A 20751-nucleotide genomic window follows, 5' to 3' on the forward strand; every position below is an offset into this window, starting at 1 on the left:
TATTCGTATATCATGAAAAGGACAATTTAGATCACGCAACCCTATTTCTAAATGGTTTAAATAATCAAATCTCCCCCTAACTCCAACTCCGTTCCTTCAGGAAAGTAGGCCTGTCCATCAAAAAACAAGATGTTGTTGATAGGGATATTGATTTTGCTGGGGGCACTATCAAATTTTATTTTCGTTTTGGAAATGACCCTCTTGCTCTTTCTAAAAGGCATTTTCTCTTTTTGATCTTGCCATTCCACAACGACTTCATTTTCATCAATCATAATAAACTGAGAAGGAGATACATGCCATAAATCCAATTCTGTATGATTCATCCACTTGATTTCGAGGAGAAGGTTTTCTCCGTCGTAGATGCAATTCAACTTTGCTATCAAGCCTGCTGCATTCATCTCATTTTCTGAGAATCTTACTCCAGATAAACCTTTTCCTCTCTTTTTGTCTAAGATGTTATTTAAGTATTGATTGATTGATGTTTCTTGTTCTTTATTTTTAATGGATAGTTGATAACTTTTCTTGAATGACACATAAGGGTTTTCTCTTAAATACTTTTTATAAGAGTCGTTTGATAATTGATAACGTAAATGTTGTGCTTGTCCTTCCTCATAGTAATTGATAACATACAGCAAACGAAGTGGTCCCTTTTCATCTGTCTTAATATAATTAGGAGAATTATTTGATGGATGAACCGTTTGATGAATAATCGTATCCTGTTCAATCCAAATTCTATCTTCTAACAATACTGCAGATAATCGATTGTCAGTTGTCGAAAGTCGAATTGGTTCTAAGAAGCCTGTTCCTTTATAAGAAACGATATACGACAACTCATGCTGATTCGGCAATGCGATTAATTGTATACCACATGTATTCCCGTGCATGTCTAATGTATTTTTCTCTGCTTGATACTCCCAGATATTATCAGAAATTACTTTGGAAGTAGTCTTTTGATTGATCTGACAACCACAACATATCAATAAAAAAATATAGAGGACTCTCATAAAAATGAAGATAAAAGGAGCACCCAGAAATCATCTGGGTACTCGATACTTGAAATGATTATTACGTTCGGTTTACTTAGTAGACCAAATTGAATAACTTCTCGGAGGACATTGGATTTTCACCCAAGTCCCACCTTGTGTCCACGGTTCCCAATTTGAATGTCCTGTGTAATCCTTAATTTGTTGACTACTCCAATTCGTTGGAATCCAACGTTCTTGCCAGTTGTCAGAGTTATTGATATATAGCACTAAGCCAGGGTTTCCATTGTATCCATTTCTTCTCATAATGTACTCGTCATTATCCACATGAAGAATAGATGTATTACCAGTTGCGTAGCTTTTGTGAATCCATAATAAGTTGTCCATCATACCACGATCCAACCAATCTTCGTAGTCTTTGTAGAAGACACAAGGGTAGCCTTCATGTGTTAAGATGTATGCGTATGCTAGATTCTTTCTCCAGATTTCGTCCGTATCGTGGTTCGCCACAAAAGTTACTGCTCTATAGCTATCTTTTTTCCAAAGCATATCGCTGTTCAACTCATTTAAGTTGTTACCATCAAATGCTCTGTCCATAGCATAATATGCTGCAAAATCGAAAGCCGATGCTTTTCTATCGGTGTTATCTACCCACCACTTTAAAGTATTTGCATTTCCATCCCACATTTCACCTACAGCAAAACCACCAACATGATTTACCCAATCTTTCACGACCCAGCCACCAAAGCCTTTTACATAGTCAAATCTCCAACCATCAAAACCTACATTGTTCTTGTAGTATTTACCCACACTTTCGTTGCTTTTCCACAACCAATCCTGTACGTATCCTTTTACGTGACTAAGATCTGGGTATCCACCAAAAATACCTTCATCATTGTTGGCATCTAAGTTCGGATGGAAATCGTTGTATGTTCTGTTGAATTTACCAGATGCCGGTTGGAATTTCGTCCATGTATCTGTACCTGTATAAGGATTCGCCTCTAATTGACCACCACTATTATGGTTGATCACAATATCAGCATACACTTGCATGTTTTGATTGTGTGCCTCACCAATTAATGATCGAAGCTCAGCACCCGATCCAAAACGTGTTTCTGTTGAACCATTTTGATTATAATCTCCAAAATCAAAATAATCCATAGGATCGTAACCCATAGAGAATGGACCATTCTGTGCTTTTGAAGCTGGTGGCAGCCAAATCGATCCAATTCCTTGGTTACTCCAGTTATTCAGTTTTCCTTTTACAGTATTCCACCAAGTTCCTCCTGCTGGAACATCCCAATAAAATGCCTGCATCATCACTGGGCCACCTGGACTATCATAATATCTTTTGTTGGAAGACTCATCGGTAGTAAATGGAGCACCATCGTGAGTGGTCACCTGCATCTCCATATTGGCTTTTGGTTCATGAGCTGGTATTGAGTTTTCGTCTTCCTCAAATACTTGCGTACAAGAGAAACTGCCTATTAAGAGAGCGGACAATAGGCCTAATCTAGTAGTTTTCATTTTCATTTCACTAAACTAAAGTTCTGAGAATTTCCTCTCAGATTAAGGTTAAACAATAAGTCAAATTTTATTTAAATGCGATCGCTCGTTTGATGTTACAAGTTTAACCTAATGCACCTATTGGAATCGTCTAAGATTCAAAAATTGAAATGAATAGCATCAAAAATAAAGTATCAATTTAATTAATTGACACTATTAAATTACTGATTTACAATTGATTGATGTTTTTCACGTAAAATTTACATTTTATATAATTGGGACGTATTATTTTTTATCCGACACTATAAAAATCACTTTCCAAAAAGAGTATTTGATGTTTAACCCGAAAATCAATCCTCTAAAATTTTCTTGACAGCCGATTTCTGCATGTATTCTTTCGGTGTTACACCTGTTGACTTTTTAAAAGCTCTATTGAACGTACTTTTCGATTGGAAACCGACTTCATAAGCAATACTTAATAGGGTCGACTTTTCTGCATCTCCAATAAGTACTCTTTTAGTAAATGCCTGCACTCTGTAATCATTGACTAACTCCGAAAAATTCCTCTTATACGCCTGATGAATCAGTTTAGTCAGTTTATGAGAAGGTATATCCAATAAGTTGGCCACATCATTTAAAGTAAGATCATGTTTGGTGTATAATTTATCTCTTTCAAAAAGTTGAGTCATCTTCTCAATAAATTCTTCGATCTCTTTATTTGTGGATGTCATTTCTTCTTTTCGATAGGTACTTTTCTGATCTATAGGTTTAATGAATGCATGATATTTAAAGACCCAAGCCGATATAAAAATCAGATAAGTAAAAGTAGCATACCATATGATTTCGTCTGATAAGTCTTGAAGTTCAAAGTTATTTTGGAATGAAAACACCAAATAGCCCTGAATCACTAAAGCCCCAAAGAAGGCCATAATAATTACCAAACCTACTTTTTGATAATACTCAAAAGCTTTTCTGACCAATTTTACTGTGCTGCCTTGTAAAGACTCAGTATTATATTCTTTCAAATGCTTTTTAGAAAAATACCACCCAATCAAAGAAGTTGAAACAAAGAATACTTTTACCAATAGATTAATCGTTGGATATTTTCTCTCATGGAAAATTAATAGAAGTGGTTCTTCTTGCATCAAGTAACAACCTAAAGATGCCAATAGCCCCACCCCTAAAAGGAATATTACCGATAAGTATTTCTTGGGTTGGAAAGATCTAAATACATCGTCTTGCACATTGGCTATGATTAAATAAACAAGTGGAATCATCAAATAGTGGAAGAGATGAATACTGCCTAAAGCATTTTTTGTGGGCAAGTAGTAAGATGTCCAATAAAGTGTCACTGTGGATAAACCCGATAATAATATCATCAACGTTAATTTTAATTGATGATGCCCGTGATTCATCCAAAGAATATAAATCGTCAGTAAAAAAAGATGGAATAAAAGAAACTGAGTAAGTTGAGGTAATTCCCAAAAATGACCTTTAAAGACATCTTCCCAATCGTCGACCGAAACAATAATTTGTTCGGGCCCTTTTGAGGTATGATGATACACTCTATTAGGACGATAACGGCCATTAGACAAACACTCAATCGTCGACCAACTTCCTCTCGAGACTTTAAATTCGAAATCAGCAATTGATGAAGGCAAAGTAAAAGTGTACAAGCCGTTTTCATCTTTATTAAATTGATAATTGGTATTTGCAGGATCCCAATCGTTAAAATCGCCTGCTAGAAAGAACTTGGATTCGTAAGGAGTGGAGGAAGGGATTTCATGTAAAATAATCGTCGTTTGCCCCGCCAAATCTTCCCATCCGAGTATATCAATAAACACGGTATCCGACTCATTTTCTGATATAAAAACTCGGTTAGCCTTCGGTTTGCCATCTTGTGTGGACTCTACCTTCGACCAATCGCCTCGGGTTATTTTATACTCAAAAGCGTTGAGCTGATCGGGAACAGTAACCATCCATTGTCCCTCTTCATTTTTAAAAAACTGGTATTTCTGATCAGATGGATTCCATGCATTAAAAGACCCCACCAAAAAGAGTGTTTCATTATGGGGATGATGCAAAGGCAAATTTTTGATCACAAAGTTGACAGCATCCACCTGAAGTGTTTGACAGAAGAATAGGATGGAAGTGAAATAAGTAATTAGTCGATAATAATTCATTGTCATAGCGTGTTTATTGATAGTTGACAACAATATACTATCCTTAGGTTATTTGATAACAACTTACACCATATTATCTATCAAAAACGACAAAAAGAGACCTACCAAAAAGATAGGTCTCTACTACTTCATTTCTCGAAATATGAAAGTTTTAGGATTGTTACTCTTCTTTCACAGTCCAAGTATTCGTTACCGTATTTTTCGATTTCAGAACTATCTTTTGAAAATCTCCTTGATTATCAAAAGTAAATGATTTGTCTTTTAAGTTAACTTTACCCAAAGACGTATACTGATCTGCACCACCTGTTTTGAAATTATTTGTGGTAGTCACCAACACTTCCGCTTCTCCATTTTGTAATGGCGTCCATGTAATGGTTGTTTTGTTATTTTTTGATGATGCATCCAATCCAAAGAAATCAGTTTCACCATAAAAAGCGACATCATCCAACTCTTCTCTTTGTTCGTCTTTCATTTTCCACCCCATAAAATTGATGATAGATGGATAGATAGAAGTCACACCTGGAGTGCCATAATCAAAATACTTATTTGGCTTTTGGTTCGTCACAATCCAAGTCGCTCTTTCGCGCTCAGATTGACCACCATGATGATGTCCTGTTTCTGCTGTACGACCATGATCTGTTGTCACTACAATCATCCATTCCTCGTTATACTTTGCTTCTCTTTCTTTCACAGCGTCCCAAACTCTACCCACTTGAGCATCCGCTTTTGTAACATACTCATAGAAATAATCACCATCGCCAAAACGGTGGGACGCATCGTCTGTGTATTGAAGATACACCCATGAAAAATCAGGTGCGTTCTCTTTAATATAACGCCCTGCCTCTTTACTCACTTTTTCATCGATTTCGAAGTACTGCAAGTTGTTTTCTTTCTTTGGGAAATTGACAGTATCCAATTCAAAACCATCAAAAGCATAATCTACTTTTACATTTCCTGTAGCAGCTAGACCCTCACCAATTAACTTAGTTCTATTGTCCAACCAAGTTGAATAAATTGCAGTAGAATAAGGTCTTTCTTGTTCTTTGGCCAACTTAAAAAGTGATGTATAATTGTAATTAGGTGCTTTGATTCCGTTTCCAAAAACATTGTGTTTATTTACCCAAGTACCCGTTAACAGCGAATTGTATCCTACTGCAGAAATTGTTGGTGTTTGCGAATAACCATCTTTTTTTCCACCAACATACGCATGTGTATAACCTCCTTTTGCAGCAATACTATCTAAATTAGGTGTATGTACTTTCTCTACAACATCATTTGGAATGCCATCAACAATGATGTAGACTACTTTTCTTTCCTTTTCTGAAATATTATTTGATTTATTTTCTGTTGGTTGGCAGCTCACAAATAATGTTAGTATTAGTGATATCAACCCTAGTGTATAGTTTTTCATAATTGATTTTTGTTTGATTGTAAAGGGGCTGTCAGAAGCATACACATCCGACAGCGATATATTTATTTCCAGATCCAAGGAGTATGGTTTACATCATCATTGTAATCCAAAGCATCAATTGCAGATGCATTGTTTAATACTTCCGACTGAGGGTACATCCAACGGTAAGGAATTTTACCATTGTTACCTGTTCCTTCACCAATAGTAATTTCCGGATAACCTGTTCTTAGGTAGTTGTAGAACAATTCATATCCACCTTGAATAATTAAAGCAGCTTTTTTCTGATCCATAATCATCTCCAATCCATTTTCAGGTTGGAAAATCACTTTTGGATGTTGCATGTAGGCTTCAATTTTTTCATCAGAAATTCCATAGAATTGAAGCGACCCCACTGTTCCTTTATTGTAGAAAGATGCTGTTAGATTATTATCGATCCAACCTCTTTGTGCACCTTCTGCCAAAATGAACATCATTTCTGAGTAACCTAAGATCATGTAAGGTTCATTTACTGGATCAGAAAAATAACGTGGATCAATAGAAGAAACATCTCCAGTATTTACTTCGTTTCTGATATCTCCAAACGCCATCGAACCGTCAACACCTTCATAAGCATCCCAATCATTTGCTTCTTTTCCTTCCAACTCTGCATTGGTAGTCATAGCAGCAACACTAAAAAGACGCTCATCTTCTCTTTCTTTAAAGAAATCGACCATGGTCTTTTCCATCCACGTATCTGTTGCGATACCATTGTTTTGATAAAGGAAGTATCTAGAATTTAAGGCATCAACATATCTCAAATTAGCAGCAGCATCCAATTCATTAAAGTATTCTCCAGACTCATAGATCTTTTTAAATTCTTCCGAAATATTAAAAGATACATCACCTTCTCTTTTACTTAAGTTGATCAACACTTTCAAAGCAAGTGAGTTGGCAAACTGTTTCCATTTTCCTGCATTCCCATCAAAAACAATATCACCACCTATCGTATTATTCTCATCCAATAAAGAAGCAGCTTCTTGAAGTTCTGAAAGTACACCTTCAATCACATCTTTTTGAGAATCATAAGCAGGAGTGAAAATACCATCACTTTCTCCCCTTACTGCTTCTGAATAAGGAACATCTGTAAATGTTCTTGTCAGTTCGAAGAAATAATACGATCTCAAGATTTTAGCAACTGCGATATAATTATCACCATCTTGCAATTCTTGTGATTCCTCTATCATTTTCTGTAACTGCATGATGTAGTGATAATCTCCAAAACCTCCTCTTTGCCACGTAAATGACTGAGAAGCGGTATTACTCTGAGTATATACCAATTGTCTTGACGATAAGGAAGGATCGTAACTTGTTCTGTTACCATTAAACACATGCTGACTTACGTAGGTCAACAACTGAGAGGGATGTGCCGAAGTTGGATCGTTCGGATTCTCATTCACCTCCGAAAGGGGCTTGCAGGCACTAAAACCCGCAAGCAATACAACTATATATAAAAATGATTTTTTCATGACTCGATTAGAAATTAGCTTTTAAGTTGATACCAGTATATCTAGGCGATGGCGATTGAGAATTATCGTATCCGATGTCTGGATCAACATTCGGGATATTCGACCACATCCAAACATTATTGCAAGTAAGACTTACTGAAGCTCCTTTCATATGAAGTTTTGATGCAAATGTTTTTGGTACATTGTAAGTGATAGATACCTCACGAAGTTTTACATAAGAGGCATCAAAAAGACCCGGAGCATCTGATCTACCACCGTGATGATCAATTACCCAAGAAGAATAACCTACTCCTGTTGAGTTCGGAGCAAATGTTCTTGTGTCTGATATCACATTACCTTGAGCATCTCTAACAATCTCTCCGCCAGTAACGATCACACCTTGTCCCACAAAAGAACTTTCTCCAGCGATATCTCTATCACGATGTTCCGAAAGCGTATTCATATGAACACCACCCCACATCATCTTTTGGTTAGTTGTAGAATACATGATTCCACCAATACGGCCATCAATAGCAAATCCTAGGCTCCAATTTTTATATCTGAAAGAGTTTTGGAAACCAAATAACCAATCCGGAGCAGTGTGCCCCATGGCTGTTCTAGTTGGATTCACAATTGGTAAACCTGAGTTGGCATCATATACAATTTCTCCTTCAGGTGATCTCTCCCAATCGTATCCCAAATAAGTATCTGTTCTATCACCTGCTTGCAAACCATTGTAGTTGTCTTGTCCCCCATAAATGCTAGTTAGCTTTCTAACGAACTTTGACCAGTTCATTGAAGTATTCCACTCAAAGTTATTTTTGCGAATAGGAGTCGCATGCACCATCAATTCGATACCTTGCTGCTTGTACTCATTACCGTTCACATAACGTTCATCAAATCCAGAAGCTTCTGATGTTGGTAACTTAATAATCTGATCTGTATCGACGATTTCGTAATAGGTAAGGTCAAACCCAATTCTATCTCTCAAGAACCTCACGTCAGTACCTAATTCAAAAGTTGTTGATGTTTCAGGACGAATATTTGGATTCAGTAAAGTTGATGGATAATACACTTGAGCATTTCCATTCCACATTCTATTCGCACTTCTGTATACTGATTGTGTTTGGTAGATGTCCAAATCACCTGATACCTGTGCCATAGATCCTCTTAACTTAAAGATGGAAACTGCTTCAGGCATTTCGATTAAATCAGATACCACAACACTTGTGCTCACTGATGGATAGAAATAAGAGTTGTTCGATGCAGGTAAGGTAGAAGACCAATCATTACGAGCGGCTAAGTTTAAGAAAATAGCATTCTTCCAAGCCAATTCTGCAGTACCGTATACTGAATACATTGCTTTATTAAAGAACATATTCGTGGCAGTTACCGGTCCAATAGAGTTAGCTAAGTTATAATTGTTCGGTACTTGCAAACCGTCTGTTCCCGAATACATATCTCTTGCCTGGTAAGAATTATAATTACCTCCAAGATTCATTGATAACGCCCAATTATCATTAAACTTCTTATTGTAAGTGATGATAAGATCATTATTGAACCAGAAACGATCTGCATTCCATATTTCATAGTTACCACGAATATCATTACTGTAATCCAAGAACGATTTTGGTGTTTTCAAGTCTTTGAACTCCGAACTATTATTAATCGATGCTCTGTTTAAAATCTTCAAGTTGTCATTGATATCGTACGTTAGAGTAGCGTATGCCAAGTTGGTATTTTTATCATACATCTGACGATTCTCATAAGCCACAAAGTAAGGGTTGTTGTACCAAGCGTCGTTATAATTTCTTTGTTGATAACCTTCTTGTCCATCTGCCCAATAATTTCTCAAATCTCTCACATCTACATCAGGACCCATCCAGAATAACAAGTTGTACATATAGTTGTGTGGACCATAACCTGTTCTTGGGTAATTATCAGAATATTGTTTGTTGTAAGAGAAGAAGGCATCTAATGTAAATTTCTTACCCAATTTCTGCTGAGTAGTTACCGATACATTGCTGATGTTCAAATCCGTGTTCGGCACCATACCACTTTGGTACATATGTCCTGCTGACACCCTCACATAACCATTTTCTGTATGCTTTGCCACCGATAAGTTAAGGTTAGAGATCGATGCCTGAGATAAAAAGTTCTGAAGGTTGTTTTCTCCTTTTGATACCCAAGGAGTAGCAATTCTTTCTCCTGTTACAGGATCAATTGGGCTATTCCATTGTGCTATTTCTCTATAACCTGAGGCTGTGTTAGGATCTCTCTGATTTAATTTTGGGCCCCAAACCCATCCGTCTCCATCAGCGATACCGCCACCTTTACCATCTACATACCAATACTGACCATTTGATCCCATTCCATATTGTGATTGTGTTTCCGGAAGCACAACAAACCCTGTTTGCATTTGTGTTCCCATATTCACATTGATGTCCAGTTTATCGCTTTTTCCTTTTCCTTTCTTCATGCTGATCATCACTGCACCGTCTTTACCTCTTGATCCATAAAGAGCAGAGGCAGAAGCACCTTTTAGCACGTTCACGCTTTCAATATCATCAGGGTTAATATCATATAGATTGGTTTCTACAGGAATACCATCTACAACAATGAGTGGTTCTCTACCTCTAATTTCAATCGAAAGACCATCAAACATTTCTGTAGAGTTCTTCACATCCAAACCTGCCACTTTACCCGTTAGGTTGGTCATTACGTTAGGCTGACGAACTGTTTCTATGGCATCAGATTTTACTTCTTGAGTGGAATAACCTACCGCTTTAGCTTCTTTTTCTAGACCCAAGGCAGTGACTACTACTTCTGTTAATTCCTGAGCATTTTCATTCAGTTCTACATTAATAGTTGACTGAGATGTGAAAACTACTTCCTGAGGTTCGAAGCCTAGAAAAGCAAAGACTAAAATGTTTCCCATAGATGCTTTCAGCTCATAATTACCATCCATATCGGTAATTGTGCCTGCTGTAGATCCTTTTATAATAACCGTTGCTCCAATAATCGGTTCCCCGCTCAAAGCATCCTTAACTTGTCCTTTGATAATTCTTTCCTGTTGATCTTGTTTAGGCTGTTCTTTAGGTGGCTGAACGATATACATATCATCCACTCTTTTAAAAGAAAGGCCTGTTTTATTCGAAAGCTGTTGAATCACATTATCCAAAGATCCATCTAAAGAGATATTGATGTTTTCCATATCTCTTACTTCATTGGAATAAGCAAATTCTACATGATGCTTTTCTTCGATCTTTTGGATGATCTCAAAAAGAGAGTATCCGTTTAAAGCGAAGGCATTTGTGGTGAATATTGCCATGAAAGTAAAGGCAATAGGCAGCCAGCCCCACTTTTTGATAAAAAAGTTAGGTAGTAAAAGTCGATACATAACTGTTGTAGTTTTTTAATTAGTTTTCTTTGAGGTAATACAAGTTTCCATCCTGCCTCACAGATACATCCAATGAGAGTTCAATTATTCTCATCACTTTCTGTAGGGAAGCATTCTTGATTTTCGCGTTTAATTTTACCTCGTTTAACGAATGTTCATATACTAGTTTAATCCTGTAAGCTTCGTAGAGTCGTTTGGCCACTTCATCTATACTCGCTTCCTGGAACCAAAGGCTGTTGTGATCCTTCTCAAAAAGTAATTGCTCTGAGGAGAATCTCATTATTTGTGTGTTGGTCCCTTGCATCACAAAGGACTCATTTGGTTTGATATTGATATAGTTATCATCTGATTTTTTCTTCACCTTCACTTTCCCTTCTATCAAACTTACTTTTGATACTGCTTCATCTTCAATGACTTCAAAAGTAGTTCCTGTCACTTTTGTTTCTAACTGATTTGAATAAACATAAAAGGGGTGATCTGCATCAGATTTCACTTTAAAAAAGGCACTTCCTATTAATTGAACTGACCTTTTGTTTTGATCCGACAGCGGCGACTCATAAGTAAGTGATGCTTTTGGATAGAGATGTACGTTTGTCCCATCTTCCAAAGTCACAATCATATTACTATTGGTCGTATTGATAATCTCTTGCACATCTTTCTGAGAAAACAGATAAGAAGCGAAAGGAATAATCAATAACATTGCTGCTGCTGAAAGTTTCCAGAAATTATATAAAGATCTAGTTTTAGTTTTTGTCGGTACTTCTACTTTTTGTTGAAGTAATTGCAATCCCTCATCTACAGAAAAAGAAGGAATAGAAGAAGGTTTTTCCCATTGCTGCTTTAACAAAAGAAACTCTTGTTGATTTTTCTCTTCTTTCATCCATTCATCAAAAAGGATTTTCTCTTCTGCACTTAAATCTTTCTCCAGTGCCTTAACTAATATCTGATCTATATTTTTGTTCATTTGTTTTTGCTTTCACTACTAAGAGTCGAAACTGAATCGCTACCTCACTTTTTTTAAATGAACAAATGATGAATTATAAATGAACTGGAAATAGGCACTGAATAGCTTTAATCATTGATTTTAGACTTTCTTCCCTGAATTTGAAGTTTTGTTCTAAAATGTTTCAAGGCATTGATCATGTGTTTTTCAACTGCACTTACAGAAATGTTCATCAACTGCGCAATTTCTTTATAGGACATCTCTTCCTCTCTTTTTAAAAGAAAAACTTCCTTGGTTCTAGTCGGTAATTGATGCAGTTCTGATTTAAATTGATGCTCCATTTCATCAAATACCATTTGTTCTTGAATGGTAAAATCAGTTGAAATAAAAACATCCGACAGTTCCTCATTAAACTGCTGCTGTTCACCCTTCTTTCTGATGATATTATTTCTAACCGATTGATATAAATAGGCTTTTGGATGATCAGGAATAATTAGGCTACCTCGTTTCTCCCAGATGTTAGTAAAGATATCCACCACAACTTCTTGTACTATATCCCTATCGGCATAAATACCATAGGCATATTTACAAAGTGGCTCGAAGTGAAGTTTAAACAGTTGGTCGAATGAAGTATAGTTTCCTTTATTTATCCCTTGAAAAAGATTTAGGTCTTTCATGGTTTTGTAGTTTATGCCACAAATAAAAGCATCCTATATTCTTCTTTCTATTCTAACCGATGAACATTCTATTAAGTATTTTCTTCAATGTTAATTGACCAACAATTTAGAACATAAAAAAAGTACATGGTCATACTAATTTATGGCCATGTACTTCAATTTATTTTTTGATGAATTTACTATCCCTTATAAAACCCCTTACTCTCAATCAGCTCTCTCACCCCATCAGGAACCATATAACGAATATCTTTCTTTGCCTGTATCGACTTTCTGATGTAAGTCGCAGAAATATCCACCATAGGTGCCTCAATCAATTTCACATTTTCATGATCCTTTAGATCTGAAGTTTTAGCGTGAGGACGAGGGTAGACCAATAAGCCATAATCTTCGAGAATAATATGGTGGTTCTTCCACTTTCTAAAACCTTCTAGATTATCTTCTCCTACGATGACTTTAAAATCGTGTTGAGGGTGTTTCTCTGAAAGATAGACCAAGGTATCCACAGTATAGCTCGGCTTAGGCATTCTAAACTCTATATCCGTCGCTTTAAAGTTGTAGTTTTTATCTATGGCCGCTTGTACCATATCCAAACGATCAAACTCGTGGAGTAGAGTACTTTTCTTTTTAAAAGGATTGTGAGGAGAAACAACAAACCAAACTTCGTCTACTTCTCCGCTTTGAACCATGGCATTTGCTAGAATTAAATGCCCAATATGTATAGGATTAAATGATCCGAAAAATAAACCTGTCTTTCTCATTTATCTTATTTTTTCCAACCTCTCAACATTTCTCTTTTACCAGGAGGGCCTGGGTAGCGTTCCACTTCGTAGCCTACGCTTACCAAGTCTCTTCTTAATTGACCTTTTGCACAGTAAGTCACAAATAAACCGTTTGAGGCCGTCAACTCAAAAGTTTTCTTTAAGTTATCCACAATCCATACTTCCGGTTGCTTGTTCGGTGCGAAGGCATCAAAGAAGATCACATCAAATGATAAGGTCGGAGTGAAGTGCTCTAAAGTTGTTTTTTGTTTGTGAAGTTTGAAGTTAGGTAGGATTTCTACCTCTTCATCCCAAGCAGCTTGATGTAAAGCCTCAAAATAAGGCGTCAGATGCTCATCTAGCAGTTGGTTATAGTTGAGTCCATCAATAAGCTCCTCTGATAAAGGAAAGGGCTCTAGGGTAACATAATTGATCTTTACTTCTGGGTATTTCAATGCTTGCTCTACCATCAAGATAGCGTTCAAACCTGTTCCCATTCCCACTTCGAGGATATTCACCTCTGTTTTTCCTTCCATAATGGCTTCGAATCCCGATTTGATAAATACATACCTCGATTCTGTTAAAGCACCGTGAGAGGAATGATAGGTCTCATTTAAGGCCTCATTGTATAAAGAGCTCGATCCGTCTCCTGTTTCTATAATTTTGATGTTACCCATACTGCAAAAATACACACTCATAAAATAAAGAAAAGGCTTTTAACCATGTTATTTCTCAAACCATAGTTAAAAGCCTTTGTTTCAAAAGCACAAAAAAAAGAGATCACCCGAAGATGATCTCTTAATTTATATTTTTAGAACGTTGTTCCTAGAAGAATTTATAACGCTCGTCTTTTACGTCTGAAAGCTCAGTTACTGCATTCAATACATTTTGGAATGCGTATCTAGTTGCTTGGTTTTCTACCTGACGTTGGTAGATAGTGTAATCCGCTGACTCTAATGCTTTGTCTGCTTTTCTTACTTTAACGATAACTACACTGTTCTCATCTACGATAGGAGCAGAAGTAGCACCTTCTTTTAAACCAAACGCAGTACCGATTGTCTTAGGAGCAATACCGATACCTTGGATAGAAATATCGCTGAAAGATAATTCGTTTACGATATCTGTTTTCGCACCGTTACCGTAAGCTTTCGCCATGTCAGTTAAGTCGCCTTTTAAGCTGTTTAACTTGTTCACGATGAATTCAGCTTTCTTCGCCTTAGTTGCTTGAACTTTTGCTTCGTTTTTCACTTCAGCAAAATCAGCTACACCTTCTTCACGAGAAGACATTAAAGTAGCTACTACGAATCTGTCGTCTAAGTCAAATACTTCAGAAACATCATCGATACCTGCCTCAGTGTAAGCCCAACGTACAACTTGTCTTACTGAGTTACCTCTTAAGCTGTTGATGTATGTAGCTTCAGGAGCAATGTTTAAAGCTTGCTCTACGAATAATTTTTCTTCGTCAGCTTTAGCTTCGAATGCTGCTCTACCAGATTTAACTGATGAAGCGAATACTGAAGCTTTTCTGTATGCTGCGTTGATTGTAGCGTCTGAAGGAGTTAATTTTTTCTCCACGATCGCTAAATCGTACATTTTCTTAGTTTTTGTCTCTGTTACTTTGATGATATGGTAACCGAATTGAGTTTTCACTAATCTGTTTACCAAACCAGTTCTTCTAGCACCAAATACTGCTTGATCGAATTCTTTTACCATTCTACCTTTAGCAAACCAGTTCAAATCACCACCGTTTGCTTTAGTTGTTGGAGCAGCATCACCTACTTTCTTAGCAAGCTCTTCGAAGTTTTCACCGTTTTGGATCTTTCTTAAAGTAGCTAAAGCTTCTTTCTTAGCAGCAGCATCATCTTTATCGTTTTTGAATAAGATGTGAGATGCACGAGCAGAGTAGATTGAATCTTCTGAAGTACCAGTTACTTTGTAGATTCTGTAAGCACCTGCAGCGAAGTAAGGACCGTATACTTGATCTACAGCCATATCTTCGTTGATCATGTAAGTAGGAACACCTGTCATGTTCACTGTCATCAAGTTAGTAGCACCTTCTGAGTGAGAATCAACAAATGCAGTATCGTTTGTTGTTTTCGCGAAAGAACGTTGTAAGTCTTTCATTTCGCCTTCCAATACTTCTTTGTCAGCATCAGATGGTTGAACTTGGAAAGAAACAAACTCAATACCTCTGTTCGCTTTACGCTCAAATTCGTGTTGATTGTTGTTGTAGTAAGATTTGATATCAGACTCAGAAACATCCACTAAAGAATCTGCTACAGCATAGAAAGGAACGTTTAAGTAAGCAATTTCAACTTTGTCGTTTTGCTTCTCATATTCTTTCTTACCTTCTAAGTTAGAAGCATAAGTTGTTCTAGAAATCAAGTTTTCGAATTTTACACGACCTCTTGAAGTCTTCAACTGTTGCTCCATTGCCACTTGTTGTTGGTATTGCTGTGAATTAGCTCCTTGAGTTTTCAACATGCTTAAGTACTCGTTGATACGCTCTTTGCTTACTTGACCAGTTGAGTCTACGAAGTAACGTCCAAATTGAGGGTCGATGTTGTTTCCTGAGATAATATCAGTCATTTCTTCATCCGTAACTGTAATACCTAGTTCGTCCATTTGACGTTGGTATGCGATACGGTAGATCATTTCATTCCATGCTGCTTGACGAACACCTTGCATTTGTTGTTCGTTTGGAGGAGTTGGATAATTCGCTTTAATATTTTCAACGATTGTAGAGAATTCTCTCAATTCAATATCATCCCCACTAATTTGCCCTACAACTTGCTTGTTATTTCCCAATAATGTAGAGTTTGGTGACAGCAGGTCACCTCCTACCATAAATAGAATAAGACCGACTGCAATTACACCAATTGCTACGCCAGATCTCTCCCTTATACTCGTAATGATTGCCATGATTAATTATAAATGCTTTATATATGAATCCTTTTGGTATATCCATGGATGTTTTTTCTTCCCATTCAGATTGAAAAACCACCACTCAAAAAACTTTACAGGGAATCTTTCCAAGTAAAATTAAAAACATGCAAATGTAACAAGATATTGGGTAGCAACACAATTAAATACAAAAAAATGTACAGATAACACCAAAAATTTAGCATAAAAAAAAACCTAACAGAAAAATATCTGTTAGGTTTAATTCTTGGTACTAACCAAGAGCGAAAAACGGGGTTCGAACCCGCGACCTCAACCTTGGCAAGGTTGCGCTCTACCAGCTGAGCTATTTTCGCTGATTTAGTACCAGGAGTGGGGATCGAACCCACACGAGGTTGCCCTCACAAGATTTTAAGTCTTGCGCGTCTACCAGTTCCGCCATCCCGGCCCAACCATCTCTGATTGGAGATGAAAGGATTTCATTTTTGAGCGAAAAACGGGGTTCGAACCCGCGACCTCAACCTTGGCAAGGTTGCGCTCTACCAGCTGAGCTATTTTCGCTTGATGTCCTTTTCATCTGTGTGTCTTTCCGTTGAAAGCGATGCAAAGGTAAGGCGACTTTTTTTATTTCCAAAAGTTTTTTCGAAAAATGTAATAAACGAATGTAAACTACCTGATTATCAAGGTCAATTTTTACAAACTTTTTTTGAAGTTTTTTTGGTGGGTTTTAAAATCGGTGTTTTTCGTTGAAATCGGAGGTCTCAAAACTCCCACAGTTTTGGAGGTAGTCTTCTTCTTTATTTTATTTTATTTACGATTCAATCTCTATTTTTACATTTGTTTGCATTTAAAATCAAACAAAATTTCTCCTTTTTTGATTTTTCTAAGTGTCAAACATCAATAAATCTGGAAAAATGAGAAGTGAAAATTCTTGTTTTTGGTTTTTTGGATTAAAAAAATTGAGTTTAGAGGAAAAAATTATGATCATTTTTCATCAAAAATTTCCGATCATGAACTTCAATCATCAAAAAGAACTTCTGTTTTTTATAATTTTAGATCAAATTAAATACGATTGATAAAACCAATTTTAAATATTTTCATGCAAATTTTGAATCTATATATCAATTGTCCGCTTTAATTATCTAATAAATATGATGAGCAAAAGTAAATAACAACGTTTGAAACAATTTTTATAATCTAAAAACTATCAGTGAAAAGGAGTGACTTACCATTAAAATTTAATACAAGTTTTAATGATCGTTATTGATTTACTATTATTAAGGATCTATTCACAATAACAGCTTTAAAGTAGTTTATCTTTGCGTTACGAATTAAGGGTTCTTTTTACATATCCTGTTTTTTATAAGACAATAAGACACGATTTTACTGATATATAGAAAGATTTCATTACTTTTAAAGGAATAATAATCATGGCAATATCAACTTATCCTATGGATTTTAGTTTCACAGATACACTTTTTGAGGGAGATAAAGAAGGTTATATCGACTTCCTAAGCATTTCTATAGATGAATTCGAAACTGATTTTCCTAAACTAAAACTAGCTTTGGAAGATAAAGATTCTGATCTATTCAGTGCAGTTAAACATAAGTTTAGCACAAGACTTCATACATTTAACTTAGATACATTAGAAAGATTTATGGCTGATGTTGGAGCAAATTACAAAGAGGATGTAAACTCAGTAGATCCTGTAATGGCTTGGGCTGAATTAGAGCGTCATTTAAAGAGTATCTTAGATACATTAAACCTTAAATTGACAGAAATTAAAAACAGTTAGTCTCGACTAACCATTTATGGGAACTGATTCCCAGAAGATATATAGACCTGTATCTCCCGTGCTTGACTATCATAGCGGCGAGACAGGTCTTCTTTATTTTCTTGTAAATAATACTTAGAAAGATTGATATTGGCATGTAAAGCCACCTCATTCTTCTTTAAAAACAAATTAGGAGCCAAGCGAATCGGTTTACTATAATAGCCTTCGACTGCTTGCTTTTCTTTACCCATACCATAAACTATGTTTCCCAACAGCAAATAGCAGCCTAGCGTTTTTACGTAGTCTCTACCATAATTTGTATTATAGTACTCTAATAATTGAGAGGCATAATGAAAAGATGAATCGTATTGATGATGTGCATAATGAATCATCGACAGGTTATTATAGGCCATTGCTTTCCATCGACTTTCTGATTCTTTTTCAGAATCAAGCACTCTATGATATAATTGAATAGATTGTAAAGTATCTCCTTTCTGCAATAGCAACCCTGCCAAATCAATTTGCTGAATAACAATCTGAGCACTGTCTTTAGAAGAACCCATATCCCATTCCATATCGTAAGCTTTATTGGTGAAGTCCTCTGCTTTATCAAACTCATTCATCTTAGCCAAGACTCTTGAGATTTTATGCATTAACTGAGCAGCTTTTAAATTCTCCTCCCCAAACGATTTTTGATTGACCTCTAAACATTCTTCATACATCACATAAGCAATACTGTCTTGAGACATTCTTTCGAATTTCTCGCCTATTCGAGTATACCAGGAAATGATATCATTTACATCATTTAATTCTTTATTGGTCAGAAGTAGATCGTCAAAAAGCTTTTTATACCATGTATGTGCATAATTGTACCTTCTCTTATTAAAGAATACATCAGAATTTTGTCGCATATACGACTGACGCTGATCTTTAGTACCTACATTACTGAATAAAATATCAAGAGACTCTAAGGCATAGATGTTGGCCGAATCATAATCTGCCTTCTTAAAATAGACATTGGCGATTTGCTCATTTACTCTTTGAAGTTCTAAGGCATTTTTACCAAATATTTTCTTGGCAATGGTTTTAGAGCGATCAAGATTATTTAAAGCTAAACGATAAGAACCCGTAGCGGTATGTGCTGTAGCTATTCGATTTAGGATAACAAACATATCTTCTCGATATTCTGTATCCATTTCCGCAATGATATCAGATGCTTTGGTATAATAACTTGTGGATGTTCCAAAATTTTGGATTTCGAAATTATAATTACCTAAGGTCATGTAGGCATTGATCAGATTATAAAAATGATTCATACCTTCTGCTTCTTCGTATGCTTCTGCAGCTTGTTCGTAGTAATTAATGGCTATGGTAGAAAGTTGGTGATGTCTGAAGATATGTGCTAAATACATATACATATCTCCAATAAACCCATAATTAGGATTGGGTTGAGCCCTAAGTAAGGCTAAGCCTTTTTGTAAATATTGAGATGCAATATTGGAATATCCTTTATCGGCAAATTTTTCTGCTATTTTCTTATGCAGTAAAATAATACGCTCATCTGTATTCAGGTATTTCTCTTTTGCTAAAACGATTATACTATCGGATAAGTGCTGGGCTTCGATATGGTAATTAAAAGATAATAAAGAATCTAGCTCGTACTGAATCTCAGAGATCTCGTCTTGTTCTATTGACAAAGAATCTTGCTCGACATTCTGTGCGAAATTAAAGTGGGGAAGTACTATTAATATCAACATTCCAATCCCCTCACATATACGTTTATATAAATGTGACCTTCCCAAGTACTTACTCAAATTGATGGTAATAAATTATTCTCGTGGTATTTATTCAAAAAACTTCAAATAGAGCGACTATTTTACCGTTTGATGTACTTTACTCACAAAAATATAATCTTCTTTTTTGAGGAAGTACCTAACATAAATAGATTGATAATATATATCAGATGTTATTTTAACTCACTGAGTTTTGCTGGAGTCAAAGGTTTAATAATAATCCCTTCTACCTCATTATATTGTTCCGCTCTTTTTCTGTCATCTAATGTCACCTCAGCAGAAAGCATATAAACTTTAGGTGCTTTCGTTCCTTTTTCAGACAATTGATCTAAAAAATCCCAACCTGTGCTTGGTGGCATATTAATATCTAAAAATACAAGTTCAGGATTTACTTCATCCCAAGACTGTACTGCATCACTGGCTTCAGTAAATGTGTAGACTTTTTCACCAAAATTTGTTTTTTCAATCATTTTGCGACAGATCATATTATTCGTAGGATCATCGTCTACAACAAATACATTTTTATAACTGCTCATTCTCTTATTTCTATGCTAAAAAAAATGAAAGTGTTGATACACTTTACAATGGAGTCATATAAAAGACTCAATATTTATTTAATCGCTATGCAAAAATAAACAATTCTTTACGGTTTACGGCAAATTTGGATTATTTAAATGATCTAGAATTCAAGGAAAAAAATGTAAAAAGTTTTAAAATAAAAAAAGGTGAGCAAAACTCACCTCTTTCCTAACCAATTCAATTATTTAAACTTCCATCGAAATCTTTCATAAATGATGCTATGCATCTTTTAATTTCTTTTGGTCACACTAATTGCATTTTTCATAATGAAAATGCCTTTTGTTTGATTTCTTGATTGTAAACATATATTAATATTACCTTTTTCGCAAGTATTACACAAAAAAATTCGATAATTCTC

At 35.8% G+C, this 20751-nt stretch carries 14 protein-coding genes and 3 tRNA genes; 1 reads left to right on the top strand and 16 read right to left on the bottom strand.

Going from position 1 to position 20751, the window contains the following annotated elements; all coding sequences use genetic code 11:
* Positions 1-56: 56 nt before the first annotated feature.
* From KMW28_RS20505 to KMW28_RS20570, 14 genes are all read right to left on the bottom strand, one after another.
* Positions 57-1004, bottom strand: coding sequence for a hypothetical protein (locus KMW28_RS20505; protein ID WP_169665670.1), 948 nt, complete (start codon positions 1002-1004; stop codon positions 57-59).
* A 72-nt stretch (positions 1005-1076) separates the two neighbouring features.
* A complete protein-coding gene (locus KMW28_RS20510; RefSeq protein ID WP_205958218.1) occupies positions 1077-2510 on the bottom strand; it encodes an alpha-amylase in 1434 nt (477 codons plus the stop codon).
* Positions 2511-2839: 329 nt separating this feature from the next.
* Entirely contained in the window at positions 2840-4672 is a 1833-nt protein-coding gene (locus tag KMW28_RS20515; RefSeq protein WP_169665674.1) for a helix-turn-helix domain-containing protein, read from the bottom strand.
* 160 nt (positions 4673-4832) lie between these two features.
* Positions 4833-6083: an alkaline phosphatase family protein gene (locus KMW28_RS20520; protein WP_169665676.1), complete on the bottom strand. Its 1251-nt coding sequence runs from the start codon at positions 6081-6083 to the stop codon at positions 4833-4835.
* A gap of 62 nt (positions 6084-6145) precedes the next feature.
* Positions 6146-7588 (bottom strand): SusD/RagB family nutrient-binding outer membrane lipoprotein, encoded by a 1443-nt coding sequence (locus KMW28_RS20525; RefSeq protein ID WP_169665678.1) that lies wholly within the window; start codon positions 7586-7588, stop codon positions 6146-6148.
* Between the two features lie 7 nt (positions 7589-7595).
* Positions 7596-10967, bottom strand: coding sequence for a SusC/RagA family TonB-linked outer membrane protein (locus KMW28_RS20530; protein ID WP_169665680.1), 3372 nt, complete (start codon positions 10965-10967; stop codon positions 7596-7598).
* A 19-nt stretch (positions 10968-10986) separates the two neighbouring features.
* Positions 10987-11931, bottom strand: coding sequence for a FecR family protein (locus KMW28_RS20535; RefSeq protein WP_169665681.1), 945 nt, complete (start codon positions 11929-11931; stop codon positions 10987-10989).
* A gap of 107 nt (positions 11932-12038) precedes the next feature.
* Positions 12039-12587, bottom strand: coding sequence for an RNA polymerase sigma factor (locus KMW28_RS20540; RefSeq protein ID WP_169665683.1), 549 nt, complete (start codon positions 12585-12587; stop codon positions 12039-12041).
* A gap of 179 nt (positions 12588-12766) precedes the next feature.
* Entirely contained in the window at positions 12767-13345 is a 579-nt protein-coding gene (gene nadD, locus KMW28_RS20545) for a nicotinate (nicotinamide) nucleotide adenylyltransferase (protein ID WP_169665685.1), read from the bottom strand.
* A gap of 5 nt (positions 13346-13350) precedes the next feature.
* A complete protein-coding gene (gene mnmD / locus KMW28_RS20550) occupies positions 13351-14022 on the bottom strand; it encodes a tRNA (5-methylaminomethyl-2-thiouridine)(34)-methyltransferase MnmD (RefSeq protein WP_169665687.1) in 672 nt (223 codons plus the stop codon).
* Between the two features lie 148 nt (positions 14023-14170).
* Positions 14171-16267 carry a peptidylprolyl isomerase gene (locus tag KMW28_RS20555; protein WP_169665689.1) on the bottom strand — a complete coding sequence of 699 codons (2097 nt, stop codon included), beginning with the start codon at positions 16265-16267 and terminating at the stop codon, positions 14171-14173.
* Between the two features lie 262 nt (positions 16268-16529).
* A tRNA-Gly gene (locus KMW28_RS20560) sits at positions 16530-16602 on the bottom strand.
* A gap of 8 nt (positions 16603-16610) precedes the next feature.
* Positions 16611-16694, bottom strand: a tRNA-Leu gene (locus KMW28_RS20565).
* A gap of 40 nt (positions 16695-16734) precedes the next feature.
* Positions 16735-16807, bottom strand: a tRNA-Gly gene (locus KMW28_RS20570).
* An 869-nt stretch (positions 16808-17676) separates the two neighbouring features.
* Here KMW28_RS20570 and KMW28_RS20575 point away from each other — a divergent pair.
* Positions 17677-18042, top strand: coding sequence for a hypothetical protein (locus tag KMW28_RS20575; protein WP_066211316.1), 366 nt, complete (start codon positions 17677-17679; stop codon positions 18040-18042).
* A 14-nt stretch (positions 18043-18056) separates the two neighbouring features.
* Here the strand turns inward: KMW28_RS20575 and KMW28_RS20580 are convergent, their stop codons facing one another.
* Together KMW28_RS20580 and KMW28_RS20585 are read right to left on the bottom strand one after the other, a co-directional pair.
* On the bottom strand, positions 18057-19778 hold the full coding sequence (locus tag KMW28_RS20580) for a tetratricopeptide repeat protein (protein WP_169665691.1): 1722 nt from the start codon (positions 19776-19778) through the stop codon (positions 18057-18059).
* 209 nt (positions 19779-19987) lie between these two features.
* The gene (locus tag KMW28_RS20585; RefSeq protein WP_169665693.1) at positions 19988-20350 is read right to left on the bottom strand and encodes a response regulator; all 363 of its coding nucleotides are present in this window, start codon (positions 20348-20350) and stop codon (positions 19988-19990) included.
* Positions 20351-20751: the final 401 nt, after the last annotated feature.

Origin of the sequence: Flammeovirga yaeyamensis (assembly GCF_018736045.1) — a bacterium.
Lineage (GTDB): Bacteria > Bacteroidota > Bacteroidia > Cytophagales > Flammeovirgaceae > Flammeovirga > Flammeovirga yaeyamensis.